The sequence below is a fragment of the Lysinibacillus sp. A1 genome, assembly GCF_000801965.1.
GTDB classification, from domain to species: domain Bacteria; phylum Bacillota; class Bacilli; order Bacillales_A; family Planococcaceae; genus Lysinibacillus; species Lysinibacillus fusiformis.
Window position 1 is genome coordinate 190,565 of record NZ_JSZM01000008.1, and the last position, 15,931, is coordinate 206,495.

At 38.9% G+C, this 15,931-nt stretch carries 13 protein-coding genes, 17 tRNA genes, 2 rRNA genes and 2 riboswitches; of the genes, 2 read left to right on the forward strand and 30 right to left on the reverse strand.

Annotated features, from left to right (window positions below; translation table 11 throughout):
- Positions 1–84 precede the first annotated feature (84 nt).
- A riboswitch (cyclic di-AMP (ydaO/yuaA leader) is annotated at positions 85–234 on the reverse strand.
- Between the two features lie 212 nt (positions 235–446).
- The 4 genes from PI85_RS06180 to PI85_RS06195 all read right to left on the reverse strand — a co-directional run bounded on the left by PI85_RS06180 (position 447) and on the right by PI85_RS06195 (position 3,704).
- On the reverse strand, positions 447–965 hold the full coding sequence (locus tag PI85_RS06180) for a PepSY domain-containing protein (protein ID WP_036122367.1): 519 nt from the start codon (positions 963–965) through the stop codon (positions 447–449).
- Positions 966–1,057: 92 nt separating this feature from the next.
- The gene (locus PI85_RS06185; protein WP_036122362.1) at positions 1,058–1,723 is read right to left on the reverse strand and encodes a PepSY domain-containing protein; all 666 of its coding nucleotides are present in this window, start codon (positions 1,721–1,723) and stop codon (positions 1,058–1,060) included.
- Complete coding sequence (locus tag PI85_RS06190) at positions 1,720–3,018, reverse strand: cell wall metabolism sensor histidine kinase WalK (protein WP_036122360.1); 1,299 nt, start codon at positions 3,016–3,018, stop codon at positions 1,720–1,722. The genes PI85_RS06185 and PI85_RS06190 overlap by 4 nt, the downstream gene beginning before the upstream one ends.
- Positions 3,015–3,704: a response regulator transcription factor gene (locus tag PI85_RS06195; protein WP_036122358.1), complete on the reverse strand. Its 690-nt coding sequence runs from the start codon at positions 3,702–3,704 to the stop codon at positions 3,015–3,017. Before PI85_RS06195 ends, PI85_RS06190 begins: the two co-directional genes overlap by 4 nt.
- Before the next feature lie 213 nt (positions 3,705–3,917).
- Between PI85_RS06195 and PI85_RS06200 the strand changes: the two genes are divergently transcribed.
- Positions 3,918–5,183 carry an Nramp family divalent metal transporter gene (locus PI85_RS06200; protein ID WP_036122355.1) on the forward strand — a complete coding sequence of 422 codons (1,266 nt, stop codon included), beginning with the start codon at positions 3,918–3,920 and terminating at the stop codon, positions 5,181–5,183.
- A 243-nt stretch (positions 5,184–5,426) separates the two neighbouring features.
- On the opposite strand, the gene PI85_RS06205 is transcribed toward PI85_RS06200, so the two are convergent.
- The 5 genes from PI85_RS06205 to PI85_RS06225 form a co-directional block, all read right to left on the reverse strand.
- Positions 5,427–6,116, reverse strand: a complete 690-nt coding sequence (locus PI85_RS06205; RefSeq protein WP_036122353.1) for an ABC transporter permease — start codon at positions 6,114–6,116, stop codon at positions 5,427–5,429.
- Positions 6,109–7,032: an ABC transporter ATP-binding protein gene (locus PI85_RS06210; protein ID WP_036122345.1), complete on the reverse strand. Its 924-nt coding sequence runs from the start codon at positions 7,030–7,032 to the stop codon at positions 6,109–6,111. Before PI85_RS06210 ends, PI85_RS06205 begins: the two co-directional genes overlap by 8 nt.
- A gap of 136 nt (positions 7,033–7,168) precedes the next feature.
- Positions 7,169–8,104, reverse strand: a complete 936-nt coding sequence (locus PI85_RS06215) for a sensor histidine kinase KdpD (protein ID WP_036122342.1) — start codon at positions 8,102–8,104, stop codon at positions 7,169–7,171.
- A gap of 5 nt (positions 8,105–8,109) precedes the next feature.
- Complete coding sequence (locus PI85_RS06220) at positions 8,110–8,802, reverse strand: response regulator transcription factor (RefSeq protein ID WP_036122339.1); 693 nt, start codon at positions 8,800–8,802, stop codon at positions 8,110–8,112.
- Positions 8,803–8,965: 163 nt separating this feature from the next.
- Positions 8,966–10,429 carry an amino acid permease gene (locus PI85_RS06225; RefSeq protein WP_036122337.1) on the reverse strand — a complete coding sequence of 488 codons (1,464 nt, stop codon included), beginning with the start codon at positions 10,427–10,429 and terminating at the stop codon, positions 8,966–8,968.
- Positions 10,430–10,511: 82 nt separating this feature from the next.
- Positions 10,512–10,688: riboswitch (Lysine riboswitch) on the reverse strand.
- A gap of 151 nt (positions 10,689–10,839) precedes the next feature.
- On the opposite strand from PI85_RS06225, the gene PI85_RS06230 reads away from it, so the two are divergent.
- Positions 10,840–12,072, forward strand: a complete 1,233-nt coding sequence (locus tag PI85_RS06230; RefSeq protein ID WP_200886556.1) for an MFS transporter — start codon at positions 10,840–10,842, stop codon at positions 12,070–12,072.
- Between the two features lie 57 nt (positions 12,073–12,129).
- Here the strand turns inward: PI85_RS06230 and PI85_RS06235 are convergent, their stop codons facing one another.
- From PI85_RS06235 to PI85_RS06335, 21 genes are all read right to left on the reverse strand, one after another.
- Positions 12,130–12,651: a hypothetical protein gene (locus tag PI85_RS06235; protein ID WP_036122332.1), complete on the reverse strand. Its 522-nt coding sequence runs from the start codon at positions 12,649–12,651 to the stop codon at positions 12,130–12,132.
- Positions 12,652–12,716: 65 nt separating this feature from the next.
- The gene (locus PI85_RS06240) at positions 12,717–13,763 is read right to left on the reverse strand and encodes a nitric oxide synthase oxygenase (RefSeq protein WP_036122329.1); all 1,047 of its coding nucleotides are present in this window, start codon (positions 13,761–13,763) and stop codon (positions 12,717–12,719) included.
- 333 nt (positions 13,764–14,096) lie between these two features.
- Positions 14,097–14,168, reverse strand: a tRNA-Glu gene (locus PI85_RS06245).
- Position 14,169: 1 nt separating this feature from the next.
- Positions 14,170–14,246: transfer RNA gene (locus tag PI85_RS06250), tRNA-Asn, on the reverse strand.
- Positions 14,247–14,253: 7 nt separating this feature from the next.
- Positions 14,254–14,327, reverse strand: a tRNA-Ile gene (locus tag PI85_RS06255).
- Between the two features lie 4 nt (positions 14,328–14,331).
- Positions 14,332–14,405: transfer RNA gene (locus PI85_RS06260), tRNA-Gly, on the reverse strand.
- A gap of 6 nt (positions 14,406–14,411) precedes the next feature.
- Positions 14,412–14,487 (reverse strand) — tRNA-Phe (locus tag PI85_RS06265).
- A gap of 4 nt (positions 14,488–14,491) precedes the next feature.
- Positions 14,492–14,584, reverse strand: a tRNA-Ser gene (locus PI85_RS06270).
- Between the two features lie 13 nt (positions 14,585–14,597).
- Positions 14,598–14,673: transfer RNA gene (locus tag PI85_RS06275), tRNA-Ala, on the reverse strand.
- Positions 14,674–14,685: 12 nt separating this feature from the next.
- A tRNA-Pro gene (locus PI85_RS06280) sits at positions 14,686–14,759 on the reverse strand.
- Between the two features lie 15 nt (positions 14,760–14,774).
- Positions 14,775–14,851, reverse strand: a tRNA-Arg gene (locus PI85_RS06285).
- Between the two features lie 18 nt (positions 14,852–14,869).
- Positions 14,870–14,942 (reverse strand) — tRNA-Lys (locus PI85_RS06290).
- Between the two features lie 14 nt (positions 14,943–14,956).
- Positions 14,957–15,031 (reverse strand) — tRNA-Gln (locus PI85_RS06295).
- A 9-nt stretch (positions 15,032–15,040) separates the two neighbouring features.
- Positions 15,041–15,116 (reverse strand) — tRNA-His (locus PI85_RS06300).
- 43 nt (positions 15,117–15,159) lie between these two features.
- Positions 15,160–15,233 (reverse strand) — tRNA-Trp (locus PI85_RS06305).
- Between the two features lie 4 nt (positions 15,234–15,237).
- Positions 15,238–15,321 (reverse strand) — tRNA-Tyr (locus PI85_RS06310).
- 7 nt (positions 15,322–15,328) lie between these two features.
- A tRNA-Thr gene (locus tag PI85_RS06315) sits at positions 15,329–15,404 on the reverse strand.
- 7 nt (positions 15,405–15,411) lie between these two features.
- Positions 15,412–15,487: transfer RNA gene (locus PI85_RS06320), tRNA-Asp, on the reverse strand.
- A gap of 4 nt (positions 15,488–15,491) precedes the next feature.
- Positions 15,492–15,567 (reverse strand) — tRNA-Val (locus tag PI85_RS06325).
- A gap of 10 nt (positions 15,568–15,577) precedes the next feature.
- A 5S ribosomal RNA gene (rrf, locus tag PI85_RS06330) occupies positions 15,578–15,693 on the reverse strand.
- 66 nt (positions 15,694–15,759) lie between these two features.
- A 23S ribosomal RNA gene (locus PI85_RS06335) occupies positions 15,760–15,931 on the reverse strand; the annotation flags it as partial.

The window sequence follows — 15,931 nt, forward strand, 5'->3', positions numbered from 1 at the left end:
GCCTTCCTAAATGAGATCAAAAAACGCCTACAAGTCATCACTAAATAAGACTTGTAGACGCTCATCTGTCTGCCAAGCTCCAACTTTTCTGCTCTTAACGCTTACGAGGTTAGCTGTCGGATTCGGGCCTGAGTAGCCCTACCCTTCAAAAGAAGAGATTCACCCCAAGGATTGCTTATACGATCCGTCTAAAATGGGTCCCCCGCGTCTAGTTTGCTTCAGCGATTTAGAAATTTGAAACTTTAATAATGATGTCATATTACGCCTGTCGATTAAAAAAGTAAAGAAGAAAATTTTTATTTTTTACAAGTGAAATACATAGACTTTTTGAAATACATTGTTAATACCCTGGTAGAAATTAATTTACCCGCGAATACCTAATTTAAAGGCATTTTACAACAAAAAAGCCTTAAAAGTATGCTCTACTTTTAAGGCAACAACTATTATTAGTCTTCCATATCTTGTTCAAAATCAACAATTTCTCCTGTAATCGAATCAACATCAACATCATATTCATATTGCCCATTTTTTAACTCGATTTCATAAATACCATCATCTAATTTAATTTTTGTGACTGTACCCTTTGCTTTTGTTAGAGCCGCTTCAATAGCCTTTTCTTTACTTATAAGGTTAGTAGTAGTATTAGCGTTAACCCATTCATTATCATCGTCATCTTGACGCTCTTTCTTCTGCTTAAGTAATTTACCAGTATAGGCATCGAATTTTAAATCATACTCTTCTTTATCAGCATGCACCTCTACCTCATAAACAGAGCGGTAGCGATTTTGATCTAGTTCAATATCTGCTACTGTCCCATTCACTACTGCTAATGCTTTCTTTTCGATTTCTTGCATGGATAGGATCTTTTTTTCTTGTGCACTTCCTGATAATAAAGTTGTTGAACCAATTGCCGCTCCAACACCAAGAGTCACCACTAATGCAGGAATCATCATTATTTTTTTCATGTTCATCTCTCCTTTGTTTTATCTGCTTTTAGCTTACCAAGCAAAGATGATAGAACTATAAGAGGAACATTAGAATTCCATGAGAAAACTCTTTAATCGTCCCATGAAACAGAAAGGACCTTTCCAGATACAGCATGAATTTGGAACGTGGCTTCTTCATGCTCTGTTTCAATTTCAACTAAATAATAACCGCCCTCCGCAGTATCTTCAAAATCTACAGAATCCACTTTCCCTGTTAATTGTTGCAGCGCTATATCAATGGCTTGCTGTTCGGTAATAATGTGAGGTTTTTCAGGCTGATTTAATGGTTCTACATCTTTTTCAGATAACACTTCACCCGAATAGCCATCTACTGTTATATCTTTTTGCTTATGCTCCTTTTCAACACGTGCGGTATAAATGGTATCCGTGAGCATGACGCTTTCTACCTCACCATATTTTTCTTTCACCATTTTTCTTATTTGATTTTCTGTTAACAATAATTTACTTTGCCCTTTTTGCAACGTTAGATCAGAAACCTGCTGTGTTGTAGCATCAAGCATGGCTGTATATTTCAAATTCTCACGTGTAAATTGTATTTCAAATGAATTTCCACGCTTTTTTACTTCTGAAACTTGACCCTTATAAATAGCTTCGATATGGCGTATGGCCTCCGCTTCACTGAGAGGCTCCTTTTGAAAATAGCGATTTTGAATAAACCAAAGCACTCCGCTACAAAGAAGGACAATCACAATAAGTATTAAAACCCACTTTTTCATTGCTGCCCCTCCTTTGGTATACACAAGGTAAAACTTGAACCTTCTCCAACTGTACTTTCCACATCTATGGTGATGCCCAATTGTCCCGCAAGTTCATGTGCAATCGCAAGCCCTAAGCCAGAACCGCCTGTTTTACGATTACGATCCTCTGTGACACGGTAAAAACGCTCAAACAAATGTGAAACATGCTCTGCAGGAATACCGACGCCAAAATCCTGAATCGTCATTCGTACATGCGTAGTAGTTTCAGCTGTGGAAATATGAACGTCATCCTCACTATATTTCCTAGCATTATCAAGCAAAATAAAGAGTAATTGCTTCAAATTTTTTTCATCACTGTCAATAAATTGTGGTGCTTCTTCTGCGTCGACTATAAAATTCCGATGGTATGCCTGCTGCATTTGTGCAGCCACTTTATTAAGGAAGGGAGCTAGCTCTAGCTGTTCAATATGAATATCCATATGCTCATTATTTTTGGCTAGCTCTAATAATTGTAATACCATTTCATGCATACGAGAAGATTCATTTGCAATAGCCTGTAGCGATTCCTGCGCTACTTCACGATTGTCAAAACCTCTTCGCAAAAGCAACTTTGCATAGCTTTCAATGACAGTAATGGGCGTCTTTAATTCGTGAGAAGCATTTGAAACGAATTCCTGTTGCTTTTGATAGTGCTGTTCAAGCTTCTCCATCATCATATTGAACGTTCGATTAATTTTTGCTAATTCATCCCCACCTTTAGCTGGGATGTCCATTTTTTCATATTTTCCCGTCGATGCACTTTTGCGCATTGTCGCATTTAAGCGTTCTAGTGGTAACAAAATTAGGCGACCGAGTGCCAAGCTCGCTAAAAAGATTGGAATGGTGGCAATAATGGACACAACGATCAAAATAGCCTTTAATAAATCCAGTGTACTTTCTACTTCCTCCATGGATTGCTGTAAGGTGATGTCCACAATTGTCCCATCCATCCAAATAGTAGGCATTGTATAGGCAATAGAAGTAACATCTGGCATGTCTAGAGTGGCCTGAACCTTGGTCTTTAAATTTTCTCCATCATATACATAGATAGCACCACCAGCTGGCATATATGCTCTTAATACCTGCTGTAGGTTGGTTTGTGTATTTAACTGGCTTAATGTTGAGCTTAAATCATTCGCTCGTGTATGAAGTTGACTATATTCCGTATTATAGGCAAATTTCTCGTACAAAAAGTAAATTCCACTGTTAGTTGCCACTAAAATTACTAGCATTAATAAAGTGGTAAGTAGATGAATTTTTGTTTTAAGCTTCATGATTTATTTTCCTTCAGCACATAACCTACACCGCGAACTGTTTGAATAATGGGTGTTACATTAGCGATTTCAAGCTTTTGGCGCACATAGCGAATATAGACATCCACAACATTTGTATCTCCGTAGTAATCAAAGCCCCATACCGTCTCTAATATTTGTTCCCTTGTGAGCACCTGCTTAGGATGCTTCATTAGATATAACAATAAATCGTATTCTCTAGGAGTCAGTTGGATCTCCTTACCATAATAAATAACTTCTCTTGTCTGCTCATCGATCGATAACTGTCCAAACGATACACCAACCTTTGTTGGACTAGCCTTTTGAGAAAACCGTAGTGCATTCCGGATACGGGCCAGTAATTCTTCAATTTCAAAGGGCTTTGTCACATAATCATTAGCTCCCAAATCCAATCCCTTTACCTTATCCTCCACCTCACTTTTAGCAGTCAGCATAATAACTGGGGTCTGTGATTCTGTTGCGCGAATACGCTTTAGTACATCTATGCCACTCATTTCGGGTAACATAATATCCAGTAAGATTAAATCCCATTGCTGCTCACGATATTGCAATAAACCGTCTGCTCCTGTATGGGCCATCACCGCTTCATAGCCTTCAAACTGAAGCTCTAACTGGAGCACTCTCGCAATATTTTCTTCATCTTCTATAATTAAAATTCGATTGCTCATGTCGAATCAGTCCTTCACCTTTTCTTTCATCGTAAACGATACAGGTAAGGAAAGTCTAATTAGAAATTGATGAGAAATGTGCATACTTATTTTTTAAAAATTTTAAGCAAAGCGCTTCCCTTTTTCTAATCCTAGCGTTAGAATACTATTATCTTATTTTCCTCTAGGAAACTTTATTTCACAAACGATACTTTTTGAAATGAGGGAACAAATATGGTATACAAACAAGTCACAAAATCGTCTGCTGAGGCGGTTTTAGATGGAGATATAAAAGGTTGGCGACGGTTTTTACCTTTTCTTGGACCTGCATTCATTGCAGCGGTCGCCTATATTGATCCTGGCAATTTTGCCACAAATATTACAGCTGGCTCTCAATATGGTTACTTACTCCTTTGGGTAATAGCCTTTTCTAATTTAATGGCGGTGCTCATCCAATCCTTATCTGCCAAGCTTGGTATTGCGACAGGAAAAAATTTACCTGAGGTGGCACGTGAACATTTTTCTAAAAAGACATCTATATTTCTTTGGATTCAGGCTGAATTAGTCATTATTGCTACCGACCTTGCTGAATTTATAGGTGCCGCATTAGGGCTTTATTTGTTATTTAATATCCCTATGCTTCCAGCAGCTATCATTACAGCAGTCGGATCATTTGCTATTCTAGAGCTTCAAAGAAGAGGCTTCAGAGCCTTTGAGGCAGGCATTTCTGGCATGGTTTTAATTGTCGTATTAGCATTTGCCTTCCAAACATTTTTAGCACAGCCAGATTGGGGCGAAGTAGCGTTTGGTATGTTCACGCCACAATTTGAAGGGGTGGATTCATTACTATTAGCAACAGGTATTTTAGGTGCGACCGTCATGCCCCATGCTATTTACTTACATTCTTCTTTAACACAAAGTCGTATTATCGGTCGTAATGAAGAAGAAAAAAGACGAATTTTCCGTTTTGAATTTATTGATATTATCATCGCTATGATCATTGCAGGAGCCATCAATATGAGTATGCTCATTATCGCGGCAGCAGTATTTCACACACAGGGGATTGTAGTAGAGGATTTAGATGTTGCCTATAACGGCCTAAAGAATGCTCTCGGCCCAATGGCTGCTATTTCCTTTGGTCTTGGTTTACTAATTGCTGGGCTAGCTAGCTCCTCTGTAGGGACATTAGCAGGTGACGTAGTAATGCAAGGCTTCATTCAACGAAAAATACCACTTTATTTACGGAGAGCCATTACAATGGTGCCTCCGTTAGCGATTATTGCATCTGGTGTAAATGCAACCCATGCGCTCGTTCTTAGTCAGGTTGTGTTATCTTTCGGTATTGCATTCGCCCTCGTCCCTCTCGTTATGTTTACAAGCAAACGAGACATTATGGGTGGTTTAGTGAACCACCGTATTACTACTATTTTAGGCTGGTTTGTAGTTGTCATCGTTGTGGCATTAAATATTTACTTACTAGGTGAAACAATATTTGGATAAAATAGTGAATTAATAGACTAACAAAAGGCATCGAGAAGAAAAATCTCGATGCCTTTTTGTTGATAATCTAAAGGTGATAATTATAGACAAATTTACTACCATTGGATCCATGATCCGATGCTCTTGTAGGATAGCTAAAGCAGCGCAGAAGTTACAGTTAATTTCCTCATTGAAATCACCTTTATCGAATTGCTATCATCATCGTTCGATATCAACATAACTTATGAGTACCTGGCCCTTTCATTAAACATCGACCTTCTCAATATTGCGGATAGCTAGGTAGGCAATACTAATACCTATGATTGCTAACGAGATTGGAATAATAATGATGTCATTTAATGTGAAGTTACCTGTATTGGATGAAGTCACTGATACGATTAGAATAGAAGAAATAATTGTTGCTGGAATAGAGTATTTTCTCATTCCGAAATATAATGGAATTAAGGCCATCCCTGAGGCAGCAATTGCATTCATGAGTACAGATGGTATATGTTGCATGATTAAAGTATTAGATAAAACATCAGGAATTAAATCAAATTTATCGCTTACGATGCAAAAGATGGTTGTAATCAAGATATTTGAAACGATGATTGCACTAAAGGTAAAAAGCATGACAATCGCAAGCTTAGCAGCGATTAATTTCTTTCGGCTTACAGGATACATAAAGGCCAATGTGATTGTTTTAAACTTATATTCTCCGATAATCAGCTTAGCTATTAATGTAGCTGCAAAAATAATAAATACGGCTCTGACAAATGAATCGATGACACTTAAAGCCATTTCATAATTTGCAATATCAACTTCCCCTTCTACTTTAGAAATAAATAAAATCATAAACATAAATCCTAAAATAATAAAGTTAGCAAACATAGCACTTTTAACATAGGAGCCTAAATGATATTTTTTCATTTCCAAACGCATTAAATTAAGCATGAACAATCCCTCCATTTATTAGCTTAAGGAAGTAATCCTCTAATGTGCTAGTTTTTTTGCTAATCTCCTCTATTTCAATGTCATGTTCAATCAATGTTTTTGTTAGAACCTTTTGGGATACTGTCAAATCATAAATTCGTATAGAATTGTCATCCATCAGTTTGAAATTAGCCATTTTCAATTCACTTTCTAAAATAAAGGCTGCCTTCTTACCATCGTTTACGATCACTTCAATATAGTCGGCTTGATTACGATTAATCGTATCCATCGTTACTTCAGTAATGAGCCTACCTTCCTTGATGACACCAATCGTATCGGCCAATTGTTCAATTTCCCCTAATATATGACTAGAGATAATGATCGTAATGCCATACTCCGTACAGAGCATTTTAAAAAGCTCTCTCAACTCTTTAATCCCAATGGGATCTAGTCCATTAATTGGCTCATCTAAAATTAGGAGCTCTGGCTTTGTAATAATAGCGCGTGCAATACCTAGTCTCTGTTTCATCCCTAATGAGAAATCTTTTACCCGTTTCTCCTCTGCATTTGTTAATTTTACAAGGTTAAGTACATGGGCAATTTCCTGCTTATTGTAATAGCCCATATATTCGCAATGCAGTTCTAAGGTTTCCCTAGCCGTTAATTTTTCATAGAAAATAGGATATTCGATAATCGTTCCCATTCTTTTTAATAGTTCATACGATTGATCGGTCAACCTCTCACCAAATATTTCAACATCTCCACTGGTTGGCTTCGTCAGATTCGTTAGCATCTTCATAACTGTCGTTTTACCCGCTCCGTTAGGGCCTAAAAAGCCGTAAATCTCTCCCTTTTTCACGTTCATATTGACAGCAGAAACCACTTCTTTTCCTTCGTACACTTTCGTAAGCTGATTTGTTTTCACAATGTATGTCATGTCAATCTCTCCCTCAAATGTGGCTATTTTCATTATAAAAAATGAAACTCTCTAATTTATTACTGGATTCTTACAAATTTCTTAAGAGCATAAGAAAAGCCTGTAAAGCACAATAAAAGCTCTACAAGCTGTGATTTCAATACACCATTCGTTTTAATGCAATGGTAAAAATGGTCTTTTTATAGGGAATACTTGATAACTGGATGGAACCGTCCATCATTTCCACTAATCGCTTTGTAATCGTTAAACCTAAGCCACTCCCCTGGAAGGATTTATTGCGAGAGTCCTCTAGCGTGTACATTCTCTCAAAAACACTATCAATATGGTATTCATCGATTCCTTTACCACAATCCCATACATCTATATAAATAGTCGTTTCATCATTTCTTACGGTTAAGCCAATTACATTACCATCCGCTCCATAGGCAAGAGCATTGGATAAAAGATTGTTGAGAACCCTATCTAACGCTTCTTCATTACCAAGGGCATACATAGGTGTTTCAGGGATTGTAATAGTAATATTTAGTCCCATGGACGTGACCATATCGTAAAATGATAATATATTTTTACGGCTAATTTCACAGACATTGATTTTAGTGATTGGATAATCTGTATCCCCTGCCTCTAATTTGGCAAGATCGAAAAATGTATGAATAATTTTTAATACTTCTAATGTTTTAGCATGTACACCCGCTAATAGTCTTTGACGCTCCTCTTCACTAGCTGAGCCTTGAAGCTGAAGCATTTCAATATAGCCTAACACAACCGTTAAAGGCGTTTTTAAATCATGTGAAATATTGGCCAGCATTTTTTTCATGGAATCTTCCATTTTGCGATGGGTCGCCTGAACTTTTTGGTGATGGTCCAGCCAAGCGTTTATTGAAATAAGTAGCTGTTGAATTTGTGAATTGCTCGTAGTTACCAAAATCTTTTCGTTACTTTTTTCTTGAACAATGGCTTGGAGTTTTTCATTCATATATTGGATCGTCTGATTTTGTTCTTTTTTTGCTTTCCATTGAAAAATAACTATTCCTATAAGCACCACAATTATGATTAATAGAATGATTATCATATCTGTTATCCTTCAAACTTATAGCCAATTCCCCACAGCGTCTTAATATACTGGGGATTGGATGGATCATCTTCAATTTTTTCGCGTAGCCTTCGAATATGTACATTAATAATATTTTCATCACCGTAATATGCATCTTTCCATATTAGCTGATAAATTTGCTCTTTCGTAAAAACTCGGTTACGGTTTGTTACAAATAGCTTTAAGATGGCAAATTCCTTTGATGTTAGCTTCACTTCTTGTCCATTTTTATTTATTGAGAAATTAACAATATCTATCTTTAAATTGCCTATAACTATTACATCTTGTTTGTGATCTATTTGGCCAGCGTATTTCGTAGCTCTTCTAATAACGGCCTTTACACGAGCTGAGAATTCCAGCATAGAAAATGGCTTAGCAATATAATCGTCTGCCCCTAATCCCAAGCCAAGCGCTTTATCTACATCACTATCCTTTGCGGACATAATGATGATAGGAAGTGCTGCCTGTTCTCGAATGACTTTTAAAACTTCTAATCCATTAAGCTTAGGAATCATAATATCTAGGATGACTAAATCAAAGGTTTGATTTAAACAATATTGCAATGCCTCTTCTCCATTATTGGCAGTGGTGACTTCGAAGCCTTCCAATAATAAAAAATTCGCTACCATTTCGCGAATAGCCTCATCATCTTCCACTAGTAAAATATGTTTTTGCATTTTCATGCACCTCTCTCTACTAGAAAGTCAAAAATCACACTTCCATATCTATAGTATATTACCATATATATGACATTAATTTTGTAATAATTTTAAAGGTCCCCCGATAAAAAAAGCTGTTCCATCAACCATCATACAACGGTTTATAGAACAGCTCTTCTATTTAATTTTCCACTTTTAAATCACAATCTTTAAGAGGAAGCATTTTTGTTTTATGTTTAATTTTGTACCCTAGCCATAGCAATAGGAACAGTGGAATACCAATATAGGAAACAAGGATACCATACCAATCGATTGTACCTCCGATAAACGCTGTGTAATTCTGTCCAATTACAACAATCATACAAATAGTAAAGGCGAATAGTGGACCGAATGGGTATAGCTTTGCTTTATACGGTAATAGCTTTGGATCTAAGCCTTGCGCTTCGAAAGCACGACGGAAACGATAATGACTAAATGCAATACCTAGCCAAGCAATAAAACCTGACATCCCAGAGGCATTTAAAAGCCAGATATAAACTACCCCATCACCAAAGAATGATGCTAAAAACGCTACACAGCCTACAGCTAATGTTGCGATCAATGCATAAATCGGAATACCTCGACGACTTAGCTTTGCAAAGAATTTAGGAGCATGACCATCCACCGCTAATTGCCATAGCATACGTGAAGATGCATATAGTCCAGAATTACCTGCTGATAGCATAGCTGTTAAAATAATGGCATTCATTAAGGAGGCAGCAAAAGCAATGCCTAAACGATCAAACACGAGCGTAAATGGTGATACAGCGATATCCTCCGATAATAAGCGCTCATCTGTGAATGGAATCAACATCCCTATAGCAGCAATAGCTAAAATATAAAATAAAATAATACGCCAAAACACCGATTTTACTGCCTTCGGTATATTTTTTCCAGGATCATCTGTTTCCCCTGCCGTTACCCCAAGTAGCTCTGTTCCTTGGAATGAAAATCCTGCTGCAAGGAAAATACCAAATGTAGCAAGGAAGCCACCATGGAATGGTCCATCACTAATAAAGAAATTTGTAAAACCAACTGGTGCCTGTCCACCTAAAATACCAAAAATCATTAATATGCTAATAATAATAAATACAATGACCGTAGCCACTTTTATCATCGCAAACCAATATTCACTTTCGCCATAGCTCTTTACAGACAATAAATTAAATGTCAGTACAATTACAATAAATAATACTGTCCAAAGTGCTGATGAGCTATCTGGGAACCAATATTTCATAATTAATGACACTGCCGCAATTTCGGCTGCAATCGTAATTGCCCAGTTATACCAATAGTTCCAACCTAGTGCAAAGCCTAGAGCGGGATCTACAAATTTTGTCGCATACGTACTAAAAGAACCCGAGGACGGCATATAGGCAGCCATTTCCCCTAAACTTGTCATTAAAAAATATACCATAATACCGATTAACGCATAGGCAAGCAATGCGCCTCCCGGTCCTGCTTGTGCAATGGCACCACCACTGGCTAAAAATAGCCCTGTACCAATTGTACCGCCTAAAGAAATCATTGTGATATGACGGCTTTTTAATTCTTTTTTCAGCTTCGGTGCTTTATGGCCGAGCTGATTTACTTTTATTTCACTCACGATATAGCTTCCTTCCTATTTATGAGGCAAAAAAATGCCATCACATGAACAATGTGATGGCTAAGTTAATCCTCAGTTTTTCCTAAACGATAGCTCAACACGTTGTACAAACGTGACAGTTCTGTTCCTTTCGGATACAGCCCCAGCATGAGGTTTTCAAGTCCCCTCACACTTCGGCAATATTTCCTTTCAACTAATCTCTTCAATGCTTGTCATTTCAATTAGCTTACTTATAAATATCGCGACCTCTACCTCATTACAAACATGAGGCATATAATTATTAAATTTATGATGTTTACTATACTAACATAAGACCTAAGACATTTCAATATAACCATTAATGTTTTGTATTTTGTGAATTTTCCACTATTTTTAATAGTGTGATAAAGTGTTATAGTAGTTCAATTAGAATGGTTATAACAGGGGGAATTATTTTGACTTTACATGATCATTCCGCCAGCTACCCGAGCAGAAAAATTAGCTGGAAGGGAACAACCTTATTATTAGTTTTTGGAATAATATTTATAGCGTCTACATTACGAATGCCACTAACTGTTGTGGGTCCAATTGTATCCTTTATCCGTGACGATCTTGGTATTTCCAATGTTCTAGCCGGTTTTTTGACAACTATTCCATTGCTTGCTTTTGCCATTATATCACCGTTCGCACCAGTTGTAGCACGAAAACTTGGGCTTGAGCTAACCTTATTTTTATCCACTATTTTATTGGCCTTAGGAATTGTACTACGCTCCCTTGGTACAACAGGGTTACTTGTATTTGGCACAGTGCTCATTGGCGTAGCCATATCATTTGGAAATGTGTTGATTCCAGGTTTATTAAAATTAAAATTTCCATACCATGTAGGGTTACTAATGGCATTTTTTACTATGTCTATGAACTTAACGGCTGGACTTGGAGCAGGTATTAGTTATCCAATAGCTAATTCTTCACTAGGTTGGCAAGGCGCATTGGCTGTGGCGCTTATATTAGTCGTATTAACGATTTTAATTTGGATACCTCAATTGAAATTGAATAAGCCAGAACCAGCTACTACGGCAAAAAAAACAGGTAAACCTCTTTATAAATCACCTGTTACATGGGCAGTAACCGGTGCAATGGGCTTACAATCTTTATTATTTTATACGACAGCAGCTTGGATTCCTGAAATTTATATTGCGCAAGGATTGGCTCCTGATAAAGCTGGATGGATGTTTTCCATAATGCAATTCTCACAAGTCCCCATGGCATTGGCTGTCCCCATTATTGCTGGTAAAATGACTTCACAAAGACCACTTGTCCTTATGTTTACATCGTTTTATTTAGTAGGATTTGTCGGCGTTGTAATGGAATGGACAACGTTGGGGATATTATGGATGATCCTTCTAGGTTTAGCAGGTGGAGCTTCATTCGCATTAGCAATGATGTTCTTTACACTCCGTACGCGTACAGCATTTGAAGCCGCTGATCTATCAGGGTTTGCACAATCATTGGGCTATTTATTCGCTGCCATTGGGCCGATTCTTTTCGGATACCTCCATGATTTATTTGGTGGATGGAATATTGCAGGTTGGCTCTTTGTTGTTGTAGCTATAACACTCTTCTTATGTTCCATGCGAGCTTCTAAAGATGAATATGTCCATTAAATTTAAGCAGATGGGGAAGCTGAGCCCATCTGCTTTATCTATATAACATTTCTTTTTTTAATGTTTTAGTAAGGCTAGCAGTTCCTCAATTTCCTCTGCTATGCTCTTGGAACGTGCCTTAATAGCAGTAAAAACAGGGATTGCCTCTTGAAGGAGTAAAAAACTAAAATAATAATAGCCTAAAAAAGCTTCTGGTTCATAGCCTCTAGGCGTATCTTCCTCCCATTCAAGCTCATCATCCTCTTCATTTTCCACCCATAAATATTTCTTATCCAAAAGCTCCTGCATCGTTGAAACGTTATGTGTTGAATCTTGATAATCCTTAGTTATTGCATGAGCCACAGCTAAATAAAGCTCTATTTCTGCTAAGGAGACTTCCTCCACATTTTTACTTGAGAGCTTTTTTAAAAGAATAAATACTACCCATGGCGTCACCTGCCAAAGTGTTCCTTGATGTTCAATTAGTTCAGTCAGCTCTTGATATTGTTTCTGTTCAATTAGACGAGGAATATCTGTTCCTCTGCCATAAGGTGTCGTCAATTGTTGCCAAGGGATATTCGAAATATTTTGGTTCAACATCTTGAATTTCCTCTCTCCCAAAAAGGTACTTAGAAGCTGTTCGTTTATGAACAACTCCTTTAAAGTTAATAACATGGTTTCTGATAAAAATAATTGGGCGTATGGTAGGTATTTATATAAGGCTTATGGAATATATGAGTAGTCGCAGGGGAAAGTGGTGGGATTAACCATGTCCAGTTACCCGTAACTTCTCGCCCTGCTGATTCCTCAGCTTCCTCAAATAATTTAAACTGCTGAGCAGCAGTATGATGATCTACAATGCTCACACCATCCTCTTTAAAAGAATGAAGGACAGCTATATTGAGCTCCACTAATGCTCGGTCACGCCAAAGAGAAGCTTGTTTGGTTGTATCCAGATTAAATATATCTGCAATAGCTGGCAGCATATTATAGCGCTCATGATCGGCTAAATTACGTGCCCCAATTTCAGTCCCCATATACCAGCCATTAAATGGAGCCGCTTGAAAATCAATGCCTGCCATTTGAAAACGCATACTCGAAATAATAGGAACAGCATACCATTTCAACTCTAATTTCTCCACGTCCTCCGATTCTGGATGACGTATTGGAACCTCTAAAATATACTCAGCTGGAATCGTAAATAGCTGGGGAGCACGTTCGTCTACCTGTATGACGAGTGGTAACACATCAAACGGCGTATGCTCGCCTTTCCAGCCCATCGATTCGCATACTTTTGTAAAAGTGATAGAATGTGCATCCCCAATAATGCCTTCTTCTGTCTCGTAGCCTGCGTAACGAATTAGCTGATGATTCCAAATCCGTACTCTATCAGTTGCAAACACAGTTATAGTTGGACGAATTTTCCCATGATTTGTGGCATACTCAATATGCTCTAGTAACTTTTGAAAAATGCCCTGTTCATCTAAAACTTCTCGTGCATCTACAACATGTAATGATTGCCAAAACAACCGTCCAATACATTTATTACTATTACGCCATGCAACTCGTGCTCCAAAAACTAGCTCCTCTGTAGTAGGCTTATATTCCCCTGCACTTTTAATCTGTTGTAATCTATTTTCTAACCAAAGTTTGGATTCATTTTGTTCCAGCTGGTATTGATTTAAAAAACATTGTATCTCCTGTATATTCATATCGATTCCTCCACTTATCCTCATATTAGAGGAACAAGTCAATAAGCACCATGAAAATAGCTAGTGAAAAAACATACATATTGCATATATGAAATAGTTTGTTCAAATTTAATATAAAGCAACGTTCCAAGTAGTAATTGAATTGAATTGAATTATAGTACTCCTTTAAAAGAGCCTTAAAAAAAGAGGGATTATGAGCATTTGGTAGAAGGAAATGTTTAGACCTTACATGAAAAAGCTACAAAACCCTGTCAAAGGATTTGTAGCTTTGATACCTGTTTATTAAAAGATAAAGAAAAAAGCATGTAGCACACAACTGTGCTACATGCTTGATGACCCGTACGGGATTCGAACCCGTGTTACCGCCGTGAAAGGGCGGTGTCTTAACCACTTGACCAACGGGCCGTGGCTCCGAAGGCAGGACTCGAACCTGCGACAACCTGATTAACAGTCAGGTGCTACTACCAACTGAGCTACTTCGGAATAATGATGGGCCTAAATGGACTCGAACCATCGACCTCACGCTTATCAGGCGTGCGCTCTAACCAGCTGAGCTATAGGCCCATTTTGGAGCGGGTGATGAGAATCGAACTCACGACATCAGCTTGGAAGGCTGAGGTTTTACCATTAAACTACACCCGCAAATAATGGTGGGTCAGGACGGAATCGAACCGCCGACACTTAGAGCTTCAATCTAATGCTCTACCAACTGAGCTACTGACCCGAAATGGAGGAGGTAGAGGGATTCGAACCCCCGCGCGGTGTTACCCGCCTGTCGGTTTTCAAGACCGATCCCTTCAGCCAGACTTGGGTATACCTCCAAAAATATTAAAATGGTGGAGCCTAGCGGGATCGAACCGCTGACCTCCTGCGTGCAAGGCAGGCGCTCTCCCAGCTGAGCTAAGGCCCCATTTATAGATGATCGGAATGACAGGATTCGAACCTACGACCCCTTGGTCCCAAACCAAGTGCTCTACCAAGCTGAGCTACATTCCGAAAACATGAATAAATTGGCGCGCCCGACAGGAGTCGAACCCATAACCTTCTGATCCGTAGTCAGACGCTCTATCCAATTGAGCTACGGGCGCAAAATTAATAAAAAATGATGAGCCATGAAGGACTCGAACCTTCGACCCTCTGATTAAAAGTCAGATGCTCTACCAACTGAGCTAATGGCTCGTAAAAGAAAAAAATGGCTGGGGTACTAGGATTCGAACCTAGGCATGACGGAATCAAAATCCGTTGCCTTACCGCTTGGCTATACCCCAATTTTAAAATGGGGCGACTGATGGGAATCGAACCCACGAATGTCGGAACCACAATCCGATGCGTTAACCACTTCGCCACAACCGCCACTATATAATAACAGCCATATATGAACGAGTACCTCAATACCTGGCAGGGGCAGTAGGAATCGAACCCACACCAAAGGTTTTGGAGACCTCTATTCTACCGTTGAACTATGCCCCTAAAATGGTGGAGGGGGACGGATTCGAACCGCCGAACCCTAAGGAGCGGATTTACAGTCCGCCGCGTTTAGCCACTTCGCTACCCCTCCAAGGGAATGGTGCCGGCGATAGGAGTCGAACCCACGACCTACTGATTACAAGTCAGTTGCTCTACCAACTGAGCTACACCGGCAAAAAAATGGCGGTCCCGACCGGGATCGAACCGGCGATCTCCTGCGTGACAGGCAGGCATGTTAACCGCTACACCACGAGACCAAAATGGTGGAGGATGACGGGCTCGAACCGCCGACCCCCTGCTTGTAAGGCAGGTGCTCTCCCAACTGAGCTAATCCTCCTGGGTATTAAGCGAAGCGACGTCCTACTCTCACAGGGGGAAGCCCCCAACTACCATCGGCGCTAAAGAGCTTAACTTCCGTGTTCGGTATGGGAACGGGTGTGACCTCTTTGCCATCATCACTTCACTTATTCAATTGAAAGGATTGTTCTTTCAAAACTGGATAAACGGTTCATTGAATGCTTCAAACATTTTGGTTAAGTCCTCGATCGATTAGTATTCGTCAGCTCCATGTGTCACCACACTTCCACCTCGAACCTATCTACCTCATCGTCTTTGAGGGATCTTACTTACTTGCGTAATGGGAAATCTCATCTTGAGGGGGGCTTCATGCTTAGATGCTTTCAGCACTTATCCCGTCCACA